This window comes from Nocardiopsis sp. CNZ308 (assembly GCF_004217075.1).
Window position 1 is genome coordinate 3,758,075 of sequence record NZ_SHKJ01000001.1, and the last position, 18,121, is coordinate 3,776,195.

The following is an 18,121-nucleotide window of genomic DNA, read 5'->3' on the forward strand; positions in this document are numbered from 1 at the left end:
GTTGAATAGGGTTAGCTTGGGAGGCGGGTGGACATGGTCGACGAGGAGGCGCTGCTCGAAGCGCTGAACAGCACCCCGGTGGTGGACGGCCGGCGGCGGGACCTGTGGGCCGACGACGCCGCGCCGCGGCGGTGGGCGCGCGAGCACGGCGGTTCCGATGACGCGTCGGCGATCGACTGGCTGCGGACGGCGAGGGACGTGCTCCAGGCCGCCACGCGCGGACCCGTGCCCGAGGCGCGGATGCGGCGGATGCTCGCCGGGGTCTCCCGGACCCCCGACGTCGACGGGTCGGACCTGCGGTGGACCCTCCGGGCGCCGCCCGAGCGGACGCTCGCGGTGGAACTGGTGCTCGCCTGGTACGACGTCCAGGAGCGCAGGCCCGGGCGGCTGCGCCCCTGCGGCAACGACGAGTGCCGCCTCTTCCTCCTCGACCGCAGCCGCGCCAACACCGCCCGCTGGTGCTCGATGAGGACCTGCGGCAACCGCCTGAAGGCCCGCCGCCACCAGGAGCGCGCCCGTCAGACCCCGGAGCCCTGACGGGCGCACGCGGTCGGGGTTCAGGCGGCGTCGGCGTCGGCCCCGGTCCCCGGCGCGTACATCCGGCCCAGGTCGGCGAACACCTCGGTGTTGAGCTGGTAGGCCAGCCGGGTCTCGGCCACCAGGCGGGCGGCCGCGGCCCCGTCCAGGGCCAGGGAGTCGAGCCGCTCGCGGTACCCGGCGCGGAAGCGGGGCAGGCTGCCCAGCGCGTCGAAGACGTAGAAGGAGACGCCGGCCGCGTCGGTCAGGCCGTAGGCCTTGGCGGCCGCGCGGCGGATGAACTGCCCGCCGGACACGTCGCCCATGTAGCGGGTGTAGTGGTGCGCGACGAACCCCTCGGGGTGGTCGGCCATCTGCTCGATGCGCGCCGCGTAGGTGCGGGTGGCCGGGGTGGGGGCGATCCTGTCGCGCCAGTCGGCGCCGAGCAGGTGCTCCAGGTCGCGGACCAGCGCGGGGACCCGCTCCAGCTCCGGGTGGTGGAACCTTCCGGCGACGGGGTCGTCCGCCAGGCGCCGACCGGTCTCCTCCAGCGCGACGTAGGCGAAGTAGTGCTGGGCGACCATGCCGGTGTACCCGTCCAGGGAGAGCGTGCCGTCCATGAGGGCCCGGGTGAAACCGTGGTCCTCGGCGGCCTGGTGGTCGCTCCAGGTCGCCGCGCGCAGGCGTTCGGAGAACGTCCCGGGGGTGTCGGGGGCGGTCGTCGCGGGAACCTCGGCCGTTGCGCTCATCGGTGCTCTTCCGCCTTCCGTCCGACACGTTTATGACATCATGTCATTTAGACGGAGGCCGCTGTCAAGGGGTATATGACACCCTGTCATGAAAATCTGCCGGCGCGCCGAGGGGTGCCGAGCCCGACTCCCCTCCGCCTCCGGGCCCGCCGACCGGCACTTCCTCCCGGAGGCCGCCGCGGCGCTTCCGGGCGCGTCTCACGCAGGGGCGCCGACCCCTCCGGAGGGGTCTCGGGTACGCTCGAAGAAATCCAGCGCGTGTCCCCCGTCACACCCTGCATGTGCTCGTGCATGGGCACATGCCCGTTCCGTCCGCACGTCGGGGCGGAGCGTCAGCGGGTTCCCACCCCGGGCCAACAGGCCCTCACACAGGGAGAACAGGACTGTGATCCCGGTCTCCGGCGTCGGATGTGTCTCGTCACGGCCGCTGGTCAACAGGTCATCGGGGCGATTATCGTTTGGGTGTCGTGCGGTCCGGACCGCCGGGAGAACCCGGGGCGCTCCCCGGGATCACACGGCGCGACACGGCACCCACGAACCGGCAGACCAAGGGCGATGAGTGGATACCAGGAGAACAGGGCACGATCCCGTGACGGTGATCGGCGGGGAGGCGGCACGGGCCGCCTCCGCCAACGACGCTGCCCCGCACGACGGGGCCTTCCTGGGCGACGACACCGTCCCGAACGAGCGGGTGGAGGCTGCTGTCGAACCGGTTGACGTCCTACTCATAGAAGACGACCCCGGGGACGCCTTCCTCGCCGAGGAACTGCTCGACGAGACGGCCCTGCCCACGCACATCACCTGGGTCCCCACGCTCGCCGAGGCGCGCCGCCACCTGGAGGGCTTCCGGGGCTGCGTGCTGCTCGACCTCAACCTCCCCGACGCCCACGGGCTGGACCTGCTCCGCGAGGTCCTGGAGGGCGCGCCCGCGGCCGCCGTCGTCGTCCTCACCGGACTCGACGACGAGCACGAGGGCGTCGCCGCCGTGGCCGCGGGCGCCCAGGACTACCTCGTCAAGGGCCAGGTCGACGGCTCCCTGCTCGGCCGCAGCCTGCGCTACTCCCTGGAGCGCCGCCGCGCCGACGAGAACGCCCGCCAACTGCGCGAGGCCCGCATGAGCGCCCGCGAGAACATGCGCCTCGAACGCGGACTCCTGCCCCAGGTCCTGCTCCAGCGCTCGCCCCTGGAACACCTGGCCTACTACCGTCCCGGCCGCAAGCGCGCCCTGGTCGGCGGGGACTTCTACGACGCGGTCGAAAAGGACGGCACCACCCACGTCATCATCGGCGACGTCAGCGGGCACGGCCCCGACGAGGCCGCGCTCGGAGTCAGCCTGCGCATCGCCTGGCGCGCCCTCATCATGGGCGGCGTCGACGAGGCCAAGGTGCTGACCAGCCTGGAGGACATCCTGGTCACCGAGCGGGCCCAGGAGGAGATGTACGCCACCCTGTGCATGGCCAGCCTGGACACCGGCGACGACCGGGTCAGGCTCCGAGTCCTGGGCCACCCGCCGCCCATGGTCCTGCGCGACGGCTCCGTCGAGGAGACCCGCGTCACCCCGCAGCCTCCCCTGGGCGTCTTCCCCGTCGAGCAGACCGACACCGACACGGTCGTGCTCCCCACCGGGGCGACCATGCTCTTCTACACCGACGGCCTCGTGGACGCCTACGACGGCGCCCCGCCCGCCCGCCTGGAGGTCGCGGGCCTGCGCCGGATGGTCTCCGGCGTGCTGGAACGGGGCACCTCCCTGGCCGGGCTGCCCGAACGCCTGGTGGACGAGGCCGAGCGCAGCAACGGCGGACCGCTCCAGGACGACGTGGCGATGCTGCTCATCACCCACGGAGAGCCCGAGTGACACCGGCGACCGGAGAGGGGACGGCCATGGAGACCGAGGGGTCCGGGCCCGCCCCGGACACCGGCGTGCGCGGCGCGGCCTCGACCGGCGGCACGCACTTCGTCAACGGCACCAACCGCGAGGGGAAGCGCTCGGCCCACCAGTCGTGGAGCCTGCGGCGGCGCGTCACGAGCCTGCTGGCCGTGGTCGCCGTCGTCCTGGTCGTGGCGGTGTCCGTCATCACCCTGGCGGCGTTCCAGGCACGCGAGTCCCTGGCGCTCCAGGTCGACTCCCTGACACCCGCCGTGAGCGCGGTCGAGCAGACGCACTCGGCCTACCTCACCCAGGACCACGCCCTGCGCGGCTACATCCTCACCCAGGACCGCGAGTTCCTCCAGCCCTACGTCGAGAGCCAGCTGACGCTGACGGAGAACCAGGCCGTCCTGGCCCAGCTGGCCGAGGACAACCCCGAGGTGGCCACCAACGTCGACGACCTGCTCACCGCGGGCCGGGTGTGGACCGAGGACTTCGCCGAGCCCGCCCTGGAGCGGGTCAGCGGCGGCCAGGAGGTCACCCAGGAGGAGCTGCGGCGCGGCCGGGTCCTCTTCCTGGAGCTCAGCCGGATCAGCGACGCCACCACCAGCCAGCTGGAGGCGGAGATCAAGGAGGCCCGCGAGGGCCTGACCCTGGCCACCCAGCAGGTCGTGGCCCTGCTGGTCCTGGTCGGCCTGGTCGTGGTGTTCCTGTCGGTGTTCCTGTGGGTGATGCTCCAGCAGTGGGTTCTGCGCCCCCTGGAGGAACTCGCCGGACACATGCGCCAGGTGTCGGAGGGCTACTACGCCCACCGGATCTCCCTGCACGGCCCGCCGGAGATCGTCCGGCTCGGCCAGGACGTGGACGCCATGCGCGAGCGCATCGTGCAGGACCTGGACGAGGTCGCCTCCGCGCGGCGCAAGCTCCAGGAGCAGTCCGTCCTCATGGAGAACCAGACCGAGGAGCTGCGCCGCTCCAACCTGGAGCTGGAGCAGTTCGCCTACGTCGCCTCCCACGACCTCCAGGAGCCGCTGCGCAAGGTGGCGAGCTTCTGCCAGCTGCTCCAGCGCCGCTACCAGGGGCAGCTGGACGAGCGCGCCGACTCCTACATCGACTTCGCGGTCGAGGGCGCCAAGCGCATGCAGACCCTCATCAACGACCTGCTGGCCTTCTCCCGGGTCGGCCGGGTCAGGAACTTCGCGCCGGTCGCCCTCGACGGCGCGCTGGACGACGCCCTGAGCAGCCTGTCCACCCGTCTGGAGGAGGCCGACGCCGAGGTCACCCGGGACCCGTTGCCGACCGTGCAGGGCGACCGCACCCTCCTGACCCAGGTGTTCTTCAACCTCGTGGGCAACGCCGTGAAGTTCCGCGGCGAGGAGGACCCCCGGGTCCACATCAGCGTCGAACGGCGCGGTGACGAGTGGGTGTTCTGCTGCTCCGACAACGGGATCGGAATCGAACCGCAGTACGCGGAGCGCATCTTCGTGATCTTCCAGCGGTTGCATACCAGGGACAAGTACACGGGGACCGGCATCGGCCTGGCGATGTGCAAGAAGATCGTGGAGTTCCACGGGGGGCGGATCTGGCTGGAAACCGGCTCCCAGGACCCCGGGGAATCCGAAACCTCAGGTGACCGGGACTCTGGTCGAACCGGAACGCGCATATGCTGGTCCTTGCCCGCCGACCCCGCGGAGGACGAGGACCCGGCCCCCGACAGGGGAACCGCCGAGCCCCTCGCCGTCGATAACGGGGACGAGGGCACCGAGGAAGCCGAGACCACCCCCGAGGACTCGGCTCCGACGGCCGCACGACAGCCCACGGGTACGGACAACCCTGGGGAGGACAGCGCCGAACCGGGCGACAGGCCCGGCGGCGTCCGCTCCGCCCAGCCCGACACCGGTGGCGGTACGGTTCCCCCCGGTCACGGGGCGGGACCCTGAGCAGGGGTCTGGAAGCTTGAGCGAGGTCATGTTGGTGCATCCCATCGAGGTGCTGCTGGTCGAGGACGACCCCGGCGACGTCCTGATGACCAGGGAGGCGTTCGAGGAACACAAGCTGGGCAACCGCCTGCACGTGGTCTCCGACGGTGTCGAGGCGCTGCGCTTCCTGCGTCGCGAGGAGGAGTTCGCCGACGCGCCCCGTCCCCACCTGATCCTGCTCGACCTCAATCTGCCCCGCAAGGACGGCAGGGAGGTGCTGGAGGAGGTCAAGAACGACGAGGACCTCGCGCACATCCCCGTCGTGGTGCTCACCACCTCCGAGGCGGAGGAGGACGTGCTGCGCAGCTACCGCCTGCACGCCAACGCCTACGTTCCCAAGCCGGTGGACTTCGACCAGTTCATACGGGTGGTCCGGCAGATCGACGACTTCTTCGTCAGCGTGGTGCGCCTGCCCAAGGGGTAGGCGGCGCGCCCGTCCCACCGCAGGGCGCGGCAGCGCCGGAGGCCAGCGCGGGGACCGGCAGGGGAGGCCCGCGCGGTCGCGGCGGGCCCTCCGCGGGGGTTTTCCACAGCCGCGCGCGGGGACTACCGCGGCGCGCCCGCCTGCGGTTGCATGGATACAGGGGGGCCACCCACCCCTCCCGCTTCGCGCTGCCCCGCGTGATGCCCCGCCCCGTCCGGCGAACGCGCGGGAGCCACAACACGTGGCCGCAACGGTTTTTCGTTACGGTAAGGGCATGAGCTTGCCGGAACCGCGTGACCCCGCTGGTCCCTACCGCGTCAGTGTGGTGTGCCTGGGCAACATCTGCCGCTCGCCCATGGCGGAGAAGATCCTCGCCGCCGACCTCGAACGCGCCGGGATGAGCGACCTCGTGGCGGTGGACAGCTTCGGCACGGGCGACTGGCACGTGGGCGGCGGCATGGACCCGCGCGCGGCCTCCACCCTGCGCGTGCACGGATACCTCACCAGTCACACCGCCCGCCAGTTCGCCCACGACGTCCTCGCCGACCGGGACCTCGTTCTCGCCATGGACCTGGACAACGTCGACGAGATCCGGCGCATCGTCGACGAGTACGGTGAGGAGTACGGGTTCGACATGTCGCGGGTCCGCCTCTTCCGCTCCTTCGCGCCCGGCACCGGACCCAACCCGGAGGTCCCCGACCCCTACTACGGAGGCGACGACGGGTTCACCGCCGTACTCAACATGGTGGAGTCCGCGGCCAAGGGCCTCACCGGCGAACTCGTCACCCGGTTGAGGCGGTAGCGCGGGTGAGGGGGGAGCGGATCGTGCGGGACTTCGGAGGCGACGGCGGCGACGGGCCCGGGGAGGGCCGCCGCAGGGACCCGGTCAACGGAACCATGGCCGAACGCCTCACCGTCCTGCTCGACCGCGACGTCAGGCGCGCCGCCCGCGCGGGCAGCAGCCACGACTGGGACATCTACTACGCCGAACTCGCCGACGGCACCCGCCTGTTCGTCAAGTCCCTGGTGCGCGGAGCCCCGCCCAACGGGGTGCTCACCGCCGAGGCGCGCGGCCTGGACTGGCTGGGCCGGACCTTCGGCTCACCCGCCGTCGACGTCGTGGCCTGGGACGACCGCATCCTCGTCCTGCCGTGGATCGAGGAGCGCGAACCCACCGCCCAGGCCGCCGAGCGCCTCGGCCGCCAACTCGCCGGGATGCACCTGACCGGCGCCGACCACTTCGGCGCCGACTGGCCCGGCTACATCGGCCCCCTGGCCATGGACAACACCCCCTCCCGGGACTGGCCGCGCTTCTACGCCGAGCAGCGCCTGCGTCCCTACCTGCGCCAGGCCCTGGACCAGGGCTCCCTCACCCCGTCCGACGGCCGCGTGGTCGAGAAGGTGGTCGACGCCGTCGCCGACCTGGCCGGAGAACCCGAGGAGCCCGCGCGCGTCCACGGCGACCTGTGGAGCGGCAACGTCCTCTGGCGGGCGCAGGACGCGGTGGTCATCGACCCGGCCGCGCACGGCGGGCACCGTGAGGCCGACCTGGCCATGCTGGCCCTGTTCGGCCTGCCCCACCTGGAACGGGTCCGCGACGCCTACAACGAGGTGGCGCCGCTGGCCTCCGGATGGCGGTCGCGGGTCGCCCTGCACCAGCTGCACCCGCTGCTGGTCCATATGTGCCTGTTCGGCGCCGCCTACCGCACCACGACCCTGGAGGCCGCGCGCACCGCCCTGCGCGGCGGCTGACCGTGTCGGCCGGCCTGGACGGTGGTCGGCCGTGCTGAGCGTCCCGCGTGCTGGTCGTTCCGCGCGGTGGTTGGCGGTGCCGAGCGTTCTCCGTGTTGGTCGTTCCGCGCCGTGCTCGGCTGTGCCCGGCGTCCCGCGTGCTGGTCGGCCCGCACGGTGGTTGGCCGTGCCAGGCCTTGTGCGTGCTGGCCGCCCCGTGTGCTGGACCTCCTGCGCGGCGGCTGACCGTGCCGACCGTCCGGTGCCGGCGGGGCCGGGGGAACCGCTGGAGCCGCTGGGCCCCTCCGGCGGGGACGGATGGGGGCCCGCACTATGCTCACCAACGTGCCTGGCGGATCACTGAACCCTCCTGTAACTGAGTCCCCACACATCCCGGGTGGCGCAGCGGAGGAACCTAGGGAGCGCTTCCCGTGACTTCACCCTCCGACATAGACGTGATCGTCTTCGACGTTCTGGGGACCATGGTCGATGAACCCGGTGGTATCGGGCGCGGCATCCGGACACTGCTCCCGGACATCGACGACGCGAGGGCGCGCGAGCTCGTCCAGGTGTGGAACAGGCATGTCGACGAGCAGCAGCAGGAGATCCTCGCGGGCCGCCGCCCCTACGCAGACAGCACGGTGATCGACCTCGGAGCGGCCACACGCGTCGCGGCCGAGGCCGGTGTCGACGACGCGGACGCGATCCGCTCGCTGGCGGCCTCCGCGCAGCGGTTGGCGCCGTGGCCTGACTCCGCCTCCGCGCTGGACCGGATCGCCTCGTACTTCCCGGTGGTCGGCCTGTCGAACGCCAGCCACTCGGCGCTCACCCGCATCAGCGCACATGCCGGGCTCCGCTGGCACCAGGTGCTCTCCGCCGAGGACGCGCGCGGCTACAAACCCCATCCCGACGTGTACCGGCTCGCGATCGCGAACGCGGGCTGCCCGCCGGACCGCCTGCTCATGGTCGCCGCCCATGCCTGGGACCTCCGGGGCGCGCGGGCCCTGGGTATGCGGACCGCCTATGTCGAACGTCCCGTCGGGGATCCTCCGCGCGCGACGGACCGCTTCGACCTGGTCGTGAAGAGCCTCGACGAACTGGCCATAAGCCTCAACGCGATCTGACGGCCCGAGGAGCCCGCACCTGGAACCCGGGGGTTCTGGTCTCCGGAGTCTGGGATCCCAAGCCGGGAGTCGAGGGCCTGGAACCCTGAACCCGAAGTCCTGATTCTGGGATCGAGGGTCTGGACCCCGGCTTCTGGGACCCCGAGCCGAGAGCTCAGGGCCTGGAAGCTGAACCCTGGGGCCTCGAACCTGGATCCGAGGGTCTGAAAGCCCGATCATGGAACCTCGGATCGAGAGCCCGGCAACCGAGGCCCGTGACCCGCGTTCGGCGGCTCGGCCCGGTTCGGCCCGGTTCGGCCAGGCGGACCCGGCCAGGCGGACCCCGGAAATCTCCTCGCTCCCGCTCGCCTCACCCGGTACGGTCTCGGAGTGCCGCCGCCGCGGATTCAGGAGATCCGCGCGGTCACCCCGTCAGTTCCCACGAGGAGAGCAGGTTTCGTCCATGGCATGTCGTATCAGTGAGCTCGTGCTCTCCTGCCGCGACCCCGAGGCGTTGGCGCGGTTCTGGTGCGAGGTCCTGGACTTCGTCGTGCTCGACCGCGAGGAGGGCTGCATCGAGATCGGGCCGCGTGAGGGGTTCGGCGGCCTGCAGCCGACGATCATCCTCAGCCGCACCGAGGAGCCGGAGAGGGCGAAACCCCGGCTGCACATCGACGTCAACGCCACCGACCGCGACCAGGACGCCGAACTCGAACGCCTCCTCGCCGCCGGGGCCGTGTTCGCCGACATCGGTCAGAGCGGGGAGGAGCCCTGGCACGTCCTCGCCGACCCCGAGGGCAACGAGTTCTGCCTGCTCAGGGCCCGCCTCGACCAGCTCTGACGGCCTCCGTCGTCACCGGCGGCCAGCCCGCCTCCGTGGTCGCGGCCGGTAACGGCGCCGGTCGCGCCCACCGTTCACCACCCGCCGCGCACCGGCCGGGCCGGACCGTCGGTTCCCCGCCTTCCCGGCCTCGACCGCCGAGGCCGGGGAGACAAGGTCCCCGGCGGTCGCCGCTCCCGCCGAACCCAGGCTGTGGCAGTGGGCGGTGCGCCCTCACCCGGCGGTGAGCTCCAGAACGGCCTTGCCCCGCAGGCGGCGTTCGAGGAGGGCGGCCACGGCCTCGTCGGCCCGGTCCCACGAACCGCGCCAGGAGACCCCCGGATCGAGGTCCCCGGAGGCGACCCGACCGGCCAGCCAGCCCAGGTCCCCGGCCGGCGCCACGCCGTCCTGGAGGTGGAACGTGGTGATGGAGCGGCCGTGTCGCCCGTCGTCCACGAGGAACGCGTCGAGCGGGAAGTGCTCGGGCTGCCCGGTCACGTGTCCGACGGCCACCAGGGTTCCCCCGGCGTTCAGCCTGTCGAAGGCCGCGACCAACTGGGGGCCTCCGACACAGTCCACGACCCCGTCGACCAGGTAGTCGAGTTCCCCGGGCTCCGACACCACCTCGTGGGCGCCCAGGTCGCGCAGTCCGGCGCCGTGGGCCCGGGGGTCAGCGGTGCAGGCGGTCACGTGGGCGCCGCCCATGCGGGCGAGCTGGACCGCGTACCGCCCCACGCCACCGGTGGCCCCGGTGACCAGGATTTTCCTGCCGAGGAGGAACCCCACTTCGCGCAGGGCGCGCAGGGCACTGGTGGCCGCCACCGGGACGGTGCTGAGGGCTCCGTGGTCCGCGCCGTCCGGGACGGCTCCCAGGAAGCCTGTGTCCACGGCGCGCAGTTCGGCCCAGCCCCCCGCCGCACCCAGGGTGACCACCGCGGTTCCGGCGGCGGGGCCGGATCCGTCGGCGGCGGGGCGTTCCACGAAGCCCGCGGCGTCCCACCCCGGCACGGTCGCGTCGGGCAGACGGGAGACGGTGGTCACCTCGCCGAAGTTGAGTGACGTGGCGGTGACGCGGACCAGTGCCTGGTGCGGGGCCGCAACCGGTTCGGGGGCCTCTCCGAGTCGCAGACGGCGGGGTGCGGTGCGGTCGACGACCAGGGCGCGCATGTCCGGGCTCCTTCACGGGACGGGATGGCCAGGGTCAGAATATGGCACTTAGTGGCTTTATGCGTCAAGGGGCTAAAGCGTCCAAGGGGCCAAAGCCTCCAAGGCGCTATGGGCGTCGAGTGGCGGTCCGCTTCGGTACACTTCGGCCATGGTCAGCACCCGTCCCCGCCCCGCCGCCTCCGAGGAGTCCCTGCGCGAGCGCAAGAAGCGCCGCACCCGCCGAACCCTGGTCGACACCGCACTGGAGCGTTTCACCCGGGCGGGGTACGACCGGGTCACGCTGGACGAGGTCTGCGCGGAGGCGGAGGTCTCCAAACGCACCTTCTTCCGCTACTTCGCGAGCAAGGAGGAGTTGGCCATGGCTCCGTTGCAGGACCTGTGGGGGGCGTTCCTCCGGGTGCTGGAGGAGAGGGGGCCCGACGGTCGGCCCCTGGTGGAGCTGGCACGCGACGCGATCCTCGAAGCCGTGGAACACGTGGCCGACCGGGAGTGGACGCACGCCGCCCGGCTCAGCCTCAGACTGGCGGGGGACACCCCGGCGATCAGCGCCCACAACCTCCAGTTCTGCGAGCGCACCACGGTCCGGGCCCTGGCCGTGCTGGGGGTCGGCGACCAGGGCGACCCGCGCTCGCGGCTCGCCCTGGACATGGTCGCCTCCGCGGCCCGGTACGCGCTGGACGACTGGGCCGCCGCGCCGGGGACCCCCGCGGTCCCCGACCTGCTCGCCCGGTACCGCCGGGCCTTCGACGCCCTGCCCGGCGGCCTCACCGTGTCCGCCCCCGAGCGCTGACGGCGTCCGCGGGCCGCGGGGGAACGGCACGTGCCGCCCGCCACCAGCGGGTCGGGGCGGCACGCCCTAGATTGGTGGCATGGCTGACGCACCCGAGGCACAGAGCACACCCGAACACGACGGCCCCGAACTGCACGTCGCCCTCATCGGTTACGGCAAGGGCGGTGAGGTCTTCCACGCGCCGCTGATCGACGCGGTCCCGGGGCTGCGCCTGTCCGCGGTGGTCACGGGCAACCCCGACCGCCGCAGGGCCGCCGAGGCGCGCTACCCCGGCGTCACCGTCTACCCGAACGTCGCCGAACTGTGGGCCGACGCCGAGCGTTACGAGATCGCGGTCGTCACCACGCCCAACGACACCCACGCCCCGCTCGCCCAGGCCGCCCTGGAGGCGGGCCTGGCCGTGGTGGTGGACAAGCCCTTCGCCCTCACCGCCCTCCAGGCCCGGGAGCTCACCGACCTCGCGGACAAGCTGGGCCGGGTGCTCACCGTGTACCAGAACCGCCGTTGGGACGCCGACTTCCTCACCCTGTGGGGCCTCATCGAGGAGGGGAGGCTGGGCCGCGTGCACCGCTTCGAGTCGCGGTTCGAGCGCTGGCGTCCCCGGGCCAAGGGCACCTGGCGCGAGAGCGGCGGGGTCGAGGCCGGGGCCGGGCTGCTCTACGACCTGGGCCCGCACCTGATCGACCAGGCGGTCAACCTGTTCGGCCCGGTCTCCTCCGTCTACGCCGAGATCGACGCCCGGCGCGAGGGCGTCAACGCCGACGACGACGTCTTCCTGGCCCTCGACCACGCCCGGGGCACGCGTTCCCACCTGTGGATGAGCGCGCTCACCGCCCAGGGCGGGCCGCGTTTTCGGGTGTTGGGGGACGAGGGGGCGTTCACCAGCCACGGCATGGACGGCCAGGAGGCCCGGCTGACGGCGGGGGAGCGGGCCGACGCCGCCGACTGGGGCGTGGTCCCCGAGGCGGACTGGGGCGTGTTCGGGGTGGACGGCCACACCCGGCCGGTGCCCAGCGCGCGCGGCGCCTACCCGGAGTTCTACGCCGGGGTGCGCGACGCGGTCGGCGAGGGCGAGCCCCTGCCGGTGGACCCGCACGAGGTGATCCACGGACTGGAGGTCATCGAGGCCGCCCGGCGCAGCGCCCGCACGCGGTCGGTGGTCGACGTCTGATTCCCGGCTCCCGCGGGAGGGCCGGGCGCTCCCCGGACCACCCGCGTGGGCCTATGTTGGAAGGACCCACCCCAGCTCGCCCCGGGGTTTCGCCGAACGCCGAAGGAGACGCGCCGTGGCCCAGGTCCTCGTGGTCGCCGACGAACTCACCGGTGCCAACGCCACCGGTGCCCGGTTCGCCCGTACCGGGATGCGTGTGGCCACGGTGACTCCCGAACACGTGAGCCGGGTCGTGGGGGACTACGACGTGGTCGTGGCCAACCTGGACAGCCGCCATGTCCCTCCCGAGCACGCCGCCGACCTGGTCACGGACGTGGTCGAAGCCGTGTGGCCGGTGGGGCTGGTGGTCAAGCGGACCGACTCCACGCTGCGCGGCAACATCGGTGCCGAACTGGAGGCCACCTACGACGCCGTGCGCGAGCGCGTACCCGCCGGAACGCGGGTGCGGGTGCTGTTCGTTCCGGCCTTCCCGAGTTCGGGGCGCATCACCGAGGACGGGTTGCAGTTCCTCAACGGGTTGCCGCTGGAGCGCACCGAACTGGCCGATGACCCGCTGTGCCCGATGACCACCAGTTCCGTCGCCGACATCCTCGCCGTCCAGACCGACCTTCCGGTGCGCCACGTGCCCGTGCGGCAGGTGACGCAGACGATGCTCACCGCCGAACTGCTCGCCGGTGACGAGCCCGTGGTCGTGTGCGACGCGAGCACCGAGCAGCACCTGACCGACATCGCCGAGGCCGCGGCCGCCGCGCACCACGACACGGGGATCGTGTGGCTGGCGGCCGACCCCGGGCCCACGGGGGCGCTGCTGGCCTACGCGCTGCGGTTGAGGGGTCAGGCGGGTTCGCGCGGGCCGCTGCTGGGGGTGGTGGGCAGTACCACCGAGCTGACCCGGCGGCAGTTGGCCACCGTCGCGCGCACGGGCGCGGTGCGGTTCGTGGACCTGGACGCGGTGGAGTTCAGCGTGGGGGAGCGCGCGGACGAGGTCGCCGAGCGGACCGCGCGGGAGCTGTCCGAGCAGCTGACCTCCTCGGGCTTTCCGGAACTGTGCGTGCTGCGGGTGGTGACGCCCTCCGACCGGGTGCGCGCACTGCCCGCCCAGGTCCGAGCGGAACTGCCCGGCCGGATCGCGCGGCTGGTGGCGGACGTGGTCAACGAGGTCGCCGACACCACGGGGGCGCACGCGCTGCCCAGCGGGCTGTACCTGACCGGCGGGGACCTGGTGGCGAGCCTGTTGGACGAGTTGGACGTGCACGCGTTCGATGTGGGGGGCGAGATCGTTCCGCTGACGGTGCACGGGCACCTGAGCGGGGGGCCGCTGGACGGAACGCCGGTGGTGGCCAAGGGGGGCCTGGTCGGGGACGACATCACCCTGGTGGAGTGCCTGACGAAGCTCCGGCGGGCGGTGCAGACACGGTTGCACCAGGTGCACTCGGAGGTGTCGGAGCACGTGGTGCCGACGCCGCTGCGCGACACGGTCTGACCCGACTCGACCGGGGGACCTCACCCACCGCGGGCTGACCGAGGTCGCCGAGGCCGAGGTGGGGTCGCCGGTATTCTGCGGCCACGGTCTTTCCAGGGCCGAGCGCATCGTCCGTTTTTTCTTTTTTCAAGAAGTTGGAAGAACGGCTGTTGGCCGCTGGTGAGTTCGCAGCTCGTTGACACTCCCCGCGCACGCGGGGACGGGCCGTTCCACGTTCGGCACGGATGTCGCAGGACCTGGAATTCCCGGAGTGACCGAGTTCCGCCAACACCGGTGCTCCACAGCGAATGCCGCGTTACATTCCTTCTCGGAACAGAAATCCGAGGAGGTACTCCCGGTGGGTAGTCACGGCAAGCCGGACAGCGAGGACAAGAAGCCCGACCCGAAATGGCAGCAGGACGGCCAGAAACCGAGCCCCCACGGCGGCGGTGGGAAAGAAGGCAGCGGCAAGTAGTGGGTTCCCCCGACACCAGTGCCCGTTTGGCCGCCCTGGTGGACGACCTCCAGACGACGGGCGCGCTCACCGACCCCCGGTGGCGGGACGCCTTCCTGCAGGTGCCCCGGCACCTCTTCATTCCCGACCCCATCTGGGCCGACGACGGTGCCCGTGCCGACGGGTGGATGGTCCCCGTTGGCCGGGACGATCCGTACTGGTGGGAGAACGTCTACGCCGACTACGCCTTGCCCACCCAGGTCGATGACGGAACCCCGGCCGGAACTGACGGCCGGGGCCGGTACACCACCAGTTCCGCCTCACAGCCCTCCCTGGTCGCCCGCATGCTGGAGGCCCTTCAGGTAACCGACGGTATGCGGGTGCTGGAGATCGGTACCGCCACCGGATACAACGCGGCACTGCTGTGCGCCAGGCTGGGCTCGCACAATGTGACCAGCATCGAGGTGGACCCCGCCTTGGCTGAGTTGGGTGGTACGGCTCTGGAAGCCACTGGGTGGAAGCCGGCCCTGGTGTGTGGGGACGGTGCCCAAGGTGTTCCCGGAGCCGCCCCGTTCGACCGGGTTCTCGCCACCGTCGCCGCCAAGCAGATCCCCTACGCCTGGGTGGAGCAGACCAGGCCGGGCGGAATCATCCTGACCCCGTGGGGAAACGACTACGCGGCGACCGTGCTGTTGCGCCTGGTGGTGGACGCGGACGGTACCGCGACCGGCCGCCCCATCGGCGACGCTCCGTTCATGTGGCTGCGTGCTCAGCGCGCTCACCGGGGCCGTTGGTCGGATCACGTTGACTTCGACGCTCCGGTGCGCACCTGCCACACCAGTGTGGACCCGCATCACGTGGTCGCCCACGGGTCAGGCGCCGAGTTCACCGTTGGTGTGGCGGTACCGGGTCTGTGCCGGGCCTGGTTCGATGCGGACGACGATTCGGGGGAGAGCACGCTGTGGCTGTACGACACCGCGGGCTCGTGGGCGTCGGTGGACTACGTGCCAGGTGCCGAGGTATACGCGGTCGAGCAGGCTGGCCCCCGCAGTTTGTGGGTGGAGGTTGAGTCCGCCTGGAGGTGGTGGGAAACGCACGGGTGCCCTGACCGGAGCCTGTTCGAGGTCACTGTGGGCGCTGAAGGCCAGCGGGTACGTCTCGTCCCTTCAGGTGTCCGGACACAACCCGCCGGCCTTCCGAAGGGCCCATGACCGATCACCCAACCGTTACGGCCACGGTCTCCGAGGGTTACGTACTTCGTCCCTTTTGTCTCTTTTTCAAGAAGTTGGAAGAACGGCTGCTTGCCGCTGGTAAGTTCGCAGGTCGTTGACGTGCTCCCCGCGCACGCGGGGATGGTCCCCTCCCACCCAGGGGGAGGGCTTGCAGCCCTCCCGTGCTCCCCGCGCACGCGGGGATGGTCCCATCGGCACCGGCCGCGCGACCACCCGGCGGGAGTGCTCCCCGCGAGCGCGGGAACGGTCTGTGGACGTCATCCAGCCGGGGTGCGCGGCACCCCGGTGAAGCGCGGCCTGGTCACCCGGCCTTCCAGCACCGAGGGTGGAGAGCGTTCCCGAGACGCACCCACACCCTTCGGAAGTAGACCATGAGCACCGAGTTCTTCGACGAGGACCTGCTGAGGACCATCGCCGCCGAGCCGCCCCGCCCGCTGATGTTCGTCAACGCCGCCGTGTACACGTTCGACCCGCTGATCGGCGACCTGACCGGCGCCGACCTCCTCCTGGACGGGAAGGAGATAGCCGGGGTCGGCCCCGGCCTCCACACGGCCGCCGAGGACGACGGCGCGGTCGTCGTGGACTGCTCGGGGCTGACCGTCGTCCCGGGCGTGGTCGAGAACGACACCGTCGCCGGGCTGCGCAGGATCCCCTCCGACAGGGTCGGCACGCTGGCACCCGGAAACCCGGCGACCTTCGTCGTGCTCTCCGGGCACCATCCCGGGACCACGGCGCTGGAGCAGGTGATCTGGCGCCCTGAGCGGGCCGCCGCGGTCGTCATCGACGGCGGGTTCGCCCTGTTCAACGGCCGACGCCTGGTCGAGCCCCGGACCGAGCGGTTCCCGGGGCCGACGCGGACACCGGCGGACAGCCCGTACCTGGGGACGTGGATCGACGAGACGGGCTTCATCCACCAGGAACTGACCGCCGACGGCCGCTACGACGAGACGCGCGGCGGACGCCCCCACGCCTACCAGGGGTCGTTCTGGATCGAGGGGGACCGCATCGTCTACCGCGACGACCTGGGGTTCTGGGCCTACGGCCGCTTCGCCGACGATGTGCTCCACCACGCGGGCTACGTCTTCCACCGCGGCTGAGCGCGCACTCACGACCACCCCGACAGAACGGAGGAGGACCATGAGCGGGACGCTGTTCACCGGCGGGACCGTCGTCACGATGGACCCCGGGAGCCAGGACCTGGAACGCGGCGACGTCCTGGTCCGGGATGACCGGATCGTCGCGGTCGGTGCGGACCTGGGAGAGCACCCGGACGCGGCCGACGCGACGGTGGTCGACACGACCGGGCGCGTCGTCGCCCCCGGATTCGTCGACACCCACCGCCACGCCTGGCAGTCGCAGATGCGCCGTAGCATCCCCGACGTCTCCGACCTGGGCTCGTACGTGGCGTCCACCCTGGGCCGGGTCGCACCCCTGTACACGCCCCACGACATGTACGTGGGAACCCGGCTGGCGGCGCTCACCGCGCTGGACTCCGGGATCACCACGATGCTGGACTTCTCGCACAACTCGCGTACGCGCGCCCACTCCGACGCGGCGATCCGCGCACTCGCCGACACCGGTATCCGAGGGGTGCACGCCTCCATGGGCCCGCACTTCGGGAACTGGGACCACCAGTGGCCCGGGGACCTGGAACGGTTGTGCGCCACCCACCAGGGAGCGGGGGACGGGCTGGTCACCATCCGTCTGGCGGCCCTGGCCACCGACGCGGTCGCGGGCCCTGACCTCGCCTACGGGAGGGAACTGGCGGCGGTGGCCCGCGCCCTCGGCCTCGGGGTGAGCATCGACGCGGTGTTCGGGTCCGACTCCTCGGAAGCGATCCTGGGCTGGGCCGACGCGGACCTCCTCGGTCCCGACATGTGCCTGATCCACGCCACCGGCCTGTCCCCGTCCGCGTGGCGGGCCATCGGCGAGGCTGGGGCCACCGTGTCGCTGGCGCCCTCCTCGGACGCCCAGATCGGTCTGGAGAACGCCGTCCCGGCGATCGATGAGGCGCTCGCGGCCGGTATCCGCCCGGGTCTGAGCATCGACGTGGAGGTGGCGCTGGCCAGCGACATGTTCACGCAGATGCGGACGCTGCTCGCGATCCAGCGCATGCGCGCGGTGCGGGGGGCGTACGGGAGCGGCGACCCCGTGCCGGACCGGATCACCACCCGCGACGTGCTCGACTTCGCCACCCTCCAGGGCGCACGCACCATCGGACTGGGCGAGGTGACCGGGTCGCTCGCCCCGGGCCGGCAGGCGGACCTGATCGTGGTCGACGCCGGTGACGTCAACACCATGCCCCTGAACGACCCGGTGGGCACGCTCGTGCTCGGCGCCGACGCCCGCAACATCGAGACGGTGATGGTGGCCGGTCGGATCCGCAAGGCGCACGGACGCCTGGTCGGGGTGGACGTGGACGGTCTGCGCGAGGAGGTGACCGCGTCCCGGGACCGGATCGTCGAGGCCCTGGGCGGGACCGACACCGACACCTGACGCGAGGGGCCGTAGGGGGAGTCCGCCGTCGGACCGCGTGGGCGCCCCTCCGACCGGGTCGGCGCACCGCTCATCGGCGGGGCCCTCGCCACGACGGCCCCGAGGCCCGGCCCCCGCGCGCAGACGTCGGGGGCCGGGCCCTCAGGGGCGGATGCGCCTT

At 72.0% G+C, this 18,121-nt stretch carries 17 protein-coding genes; 15 read left to right on the forward strand and 2 right to left on the reverse strand.

The features are described 5' to 3' along the window. Nucleotides 1-33 precede the first annotated feature (33 nt). Nucleotides 34-537: a CGNR zinc finger domain-containing protein gene (locus tag EV372_RS16420; protein ID WP_130398956.1), complete on the forward strand. Its 504-nt coding sequence runs from the start codon at nucleotides 34-36 to the stop codon at nucleotides 535-537. Between the two features lie 20 nt (nucleotides 538-557). Here the strand turns inward: EV372_RS16420 and EV372_RS16425 are convergent, their stop codons facing one another. Continuing rightward, nucleotides 558-1,265 carry a biliverdin-producing heme oxygenase gene (locus tag EV372_RS16425; protein WP_130396680.1) on the reverse strand — a complete coding sequence of 236 codons (708 nt, stop codon included), beginning with the start codon at nucleotides 1,263-1,265 and terminating at the stop codon, nucleotides 558-560. 589 nt (nucleotides 1,266-1,854) lie between these two features. On the opposite strand from EV372_RS16425, the gene EV372_RS16430 reads away from it, so the two are divergent. From EV372_RS16430 to EV372_RS16460, 7 genes are all read left to right on the forward strand, one after another. Beyond that, on the forward strand, nucleotides 1,855-3,120 hold the full coding sequence (locus tag EV372_RS16430) for a PP2C family protein-serine/threonine phosphatase (protein WP_130396681.1): 1,266 nt from the start codon (nucleotides 1,855-1,857) through the stop codon (nucleotides 3,118-3,120). A 26-nt stretch (nucleotides 3,121-3,146) separates the two neighbouring features. Beyond that, on the forward strand, nucleotides 3,147-5,072 hold the full coding sequence (locus EV372_RS16435) for an ATP-binding protein (protein ID WP_130396682.1): 1,926 nt from the start codon (nucleotides 3,147-3,149) through the stop codon (nucleotides 5,070-5,072). A gap of 28 nt (nucleotides 5,073-5,100) precedes the next feature. Beyond that, on the forward strand, nucleotides 5,101-5,535 hold the full coding sequence (locus EV372_RS16440) for a response regulator (protein ID WP_013151498.1): 435 nt from the start codon (nucleotides 5,101-5,103) through the stop codon (nucleotides 5,533-5,535). Nucleotides 5,536-5,809: 274 nt separating this feature from the next. Beyond that, complete coding sequence (locus EV372_RS16445) at nucleotides 5,810-6,337, forward strand: low molecular weight protein-tyrosine-phosphatase (RefSeq protein ID WP_130396683.1); 528 nt, start codon at nucleotides 5,810-5,812, stop codon at nucleotides 6,335-6,337. Between the two features lie 23 nt (nucleotides 6,338-6,360). Beyond that, nucleotides 6,361-7,287, forward strand: a complete 927-nt coding sequence (locus EV372_RS16450) for a fructosamine kinase family protein (protein ID WP_130396684.1) — start codon at nucleotides 6,361-6,363, stop codon at nucleotides 7,285-7,287. A gap of 410 nt (nucleotides 7,288-7,697) precedes the next feature. Then, the gene (locus tag EV372_RS16455) at nucleotides 7,698-8,390 is read left to right on the forward strand and encodes a haloacid dehalogenase type II (protein ID WP_130396685.1); all 693 of its coding nucleotides are present in this window, start codon (nucleotides 7,698-7,700) and stop codon (nucleotides 8,388-8,390) included. A gap of 442 nt (nucleotides 8,391-8,832) precedes the next feature. Next, nucleotides 8,833-9,210 carry a VOC family protein gene (locus EV372_RS16460; protein ID WP_130396686.1) on the forward strand — a complete coding sequence of 126 codons (378 nt, stop codon included), beginning with the start codon at nucleotides 8,833-8,835 and terminating at the stop codon, nucleotides 9,208-9,210. Between the two features lie 213 nt (nucleotides 9,211-9,423). Here the strand turns inward: EV372_RS16460 and EV372_RS16465 are convergent, their stop codons facing one another. After that, a complete protein-coding gene (locus EV372_RS16465; RefSeq protein WP_130396687.1) occupies nucleotides 9,424-10,356 on the reverse strand; it encodes a zinc-binding dehydrogenase in 933 nt (310 codons plus the stop codon). 148 nt (nucleotides 10,357-10,504) lie between these two features. Here EV372_RS16465 and EV372_RS16470 point away from each other — a divergent pair, with 148 nt between their 5' ends. The 7 genes from EV372_RS16470 to EV372_RS16500 all read left to right on the forward strand — a co-directional run bounded on the left by EV372_RS16470 (nucleotide 10,505) and on the right by EV372_RS16500 (nucleotide 17,961). Then, nucleotides 10,505-11,146 (forward strand): TetR/AcrR family transcriptional regulator, encoded by a 642-nt coding sequence (locus EV372_RS16470; protein WP_130396688.1) that lies wholly within the window; start codon nucleotides 10,505-10,507, stop codon nucleotides 11,144-11,146. Nucleotides 11,147-11,225: 79 nt separating this feature from the next. After that, nucleotides 11,226-12,317 (forward strand): Gfo/Idh/MocA family oxidoreductase, encoded by a 1,092-nt coding sequence (locus EV372_RS16475; protein ID WP_130396689.1) that lies wholly within the window; start codon nucleotides 11,226-11,228, stop codon nucleotides 12,315-12,317. Nucleotides 12,318-12,432: 115 nt separating this feature from the next. Beyond that, nucleotides 12,433-13,800 carry a four-carbon acid sugar kinase family protein gene (locus EV372_RS16480; protein ID WP_130396690.1) on the forward strand — a complete coding sequence of 456 codons (1,368 nt, stop codon included), beginning with the start codon at nucleotides 12,433-12,435 and terminating at the stop codon, nucleotides 13,798-13,800. Nucleotides 13,801-14,050: 250 nt separating this feature from the next. Further along, nucleotides 14,051-14,254: a hypothetical protein gene (locus EV372_RS29095; protein ID WP_165435995.1), complete on the forward strand. Its 204-nt coding sequence runs from the start codon at nucleotides 14,051-14,053 to the stop codon at nucleotides 14,252-14,254. Nucleotides 14,255-14,280: 26 nt separating this feature from the next. After that, the gene (locus tag EV372_RS16485; RefSeq protein WP_165435996.1) at nucleotides 14,281-15,444 is read left to right on the forward strand and encodes a methyltransferase domain-containing protein; all 1,164 of its coding nucleotides are present in this window, start codon (nucleotides 14,281-14,283) and stop codon (nucleotides 15,442-15,444) included. 392 nt (nucleotides 15,445-15,836) lie between these two features. After that, complete coding sequence (locus tag EV372_RS16495) at nucleotides 15,837-16,562, forward strand: Atu4866 domain-containing protein (protein ID WP_130396693.1); 726 nt, start codon at nucleotides 15,837-15,839, stop codon at nucleotides 16,560-16,562. Between the two features lie 40 nt (nucleotides 16,563-16,602). After that, nucleotides 16,603-17,961 carry an amidohydrolase family protein gene (locus EV372_RS16500; RefSeq protein WP_130396694.1) on the forward strand — a complete coding sequence of 453 codons (1,359 nt, stop codon included), beginning with the start codon at nucleotides 16,603-16,605 and terminating at the stop codon, nucleotides 17,959-17,961. Nucleotides 17,962-18,121: the final 160 nt, after the last annotated feature.

Bases quoted from the DNA above. Each gene is read 5' to 3' on its own strand.
- EV372_RS16435 (WP_130396682.1), top strand. From the start codon at position 3,147: ATGGAGACCGAGGGGTCCGGGCCCGCCCCGGACACCGGCGTGCGCGGC.
- EV372_RS16465 (WP_130396687.1), bottom strand. From the start codon at position 10,356: ATGCGCGCCCTGGTCGTCGACCGCACCGCACCCCGCCGTCTGCGACTC.
- EV372_RS16495 (WP_130396693.1), top strand. From the start codon at position 15,837: ATGAGCACCGAGTTCTTCGACGAGGACCTGCTGAGGACCATCGCCGCC.
- EV372_RS16440 (WP_013151498.1), top strand. From the start codon at position 5,101: ATGTTGGTGCATCCCATCGAGGTGCTGCTGGTCGAGGACGACCCCGGC.
- EV372_RS16470 (WP_130396688.1), top strand. From the start codon at position 10,505: ATGGTCAGCACCCGTCCCCGCCCCGCCGCCTCCGAGGAGTCCCTGCGC.
- EV372_RS16425 (WP_130396680.1), bottom strand. From the start codon at position 1,265: ATGAGCGCAACGGCCGAGGTTCCCGCGACGACCGCCCCCGACACCCCC.
- EV372_RS16460 (WP_130396686.1), top strand. From the start codon at position 8,833: ATGGCATGTCGTATCAGTGAGCTCGTGCTCTCCTGCCGCGACCCCGAG.
- EV372_RS16445 (WP_130396683.1), top strand. From the start codon at position 5,810: ATGAGCTTGCCGGAACCGCGTGACCCCGCTGGTCCCTACCGCGTCAGT.
- EV372_RS16420 (WP_130398956.1), top strand. From the start codon at position 34: ATGGTCGACGAGGAGGCGCTGCTCGAAGCGCTGAACAGCACCCCGGTG.
- EV372_RS16500 (WP_130396694.1), top strand. From the start codon at position 16,603: ATGAGCGGGACGCTGTTCACCGGCGGGACCGTCGTCACGATGGACCCC.
- EV372_RS16475 (WP_130396689.1), top strand. From the start codon at position 11,226: ATGGCTGACGCACCCGAGGCACAGAGCACACCCGAACACGACGGCCCC.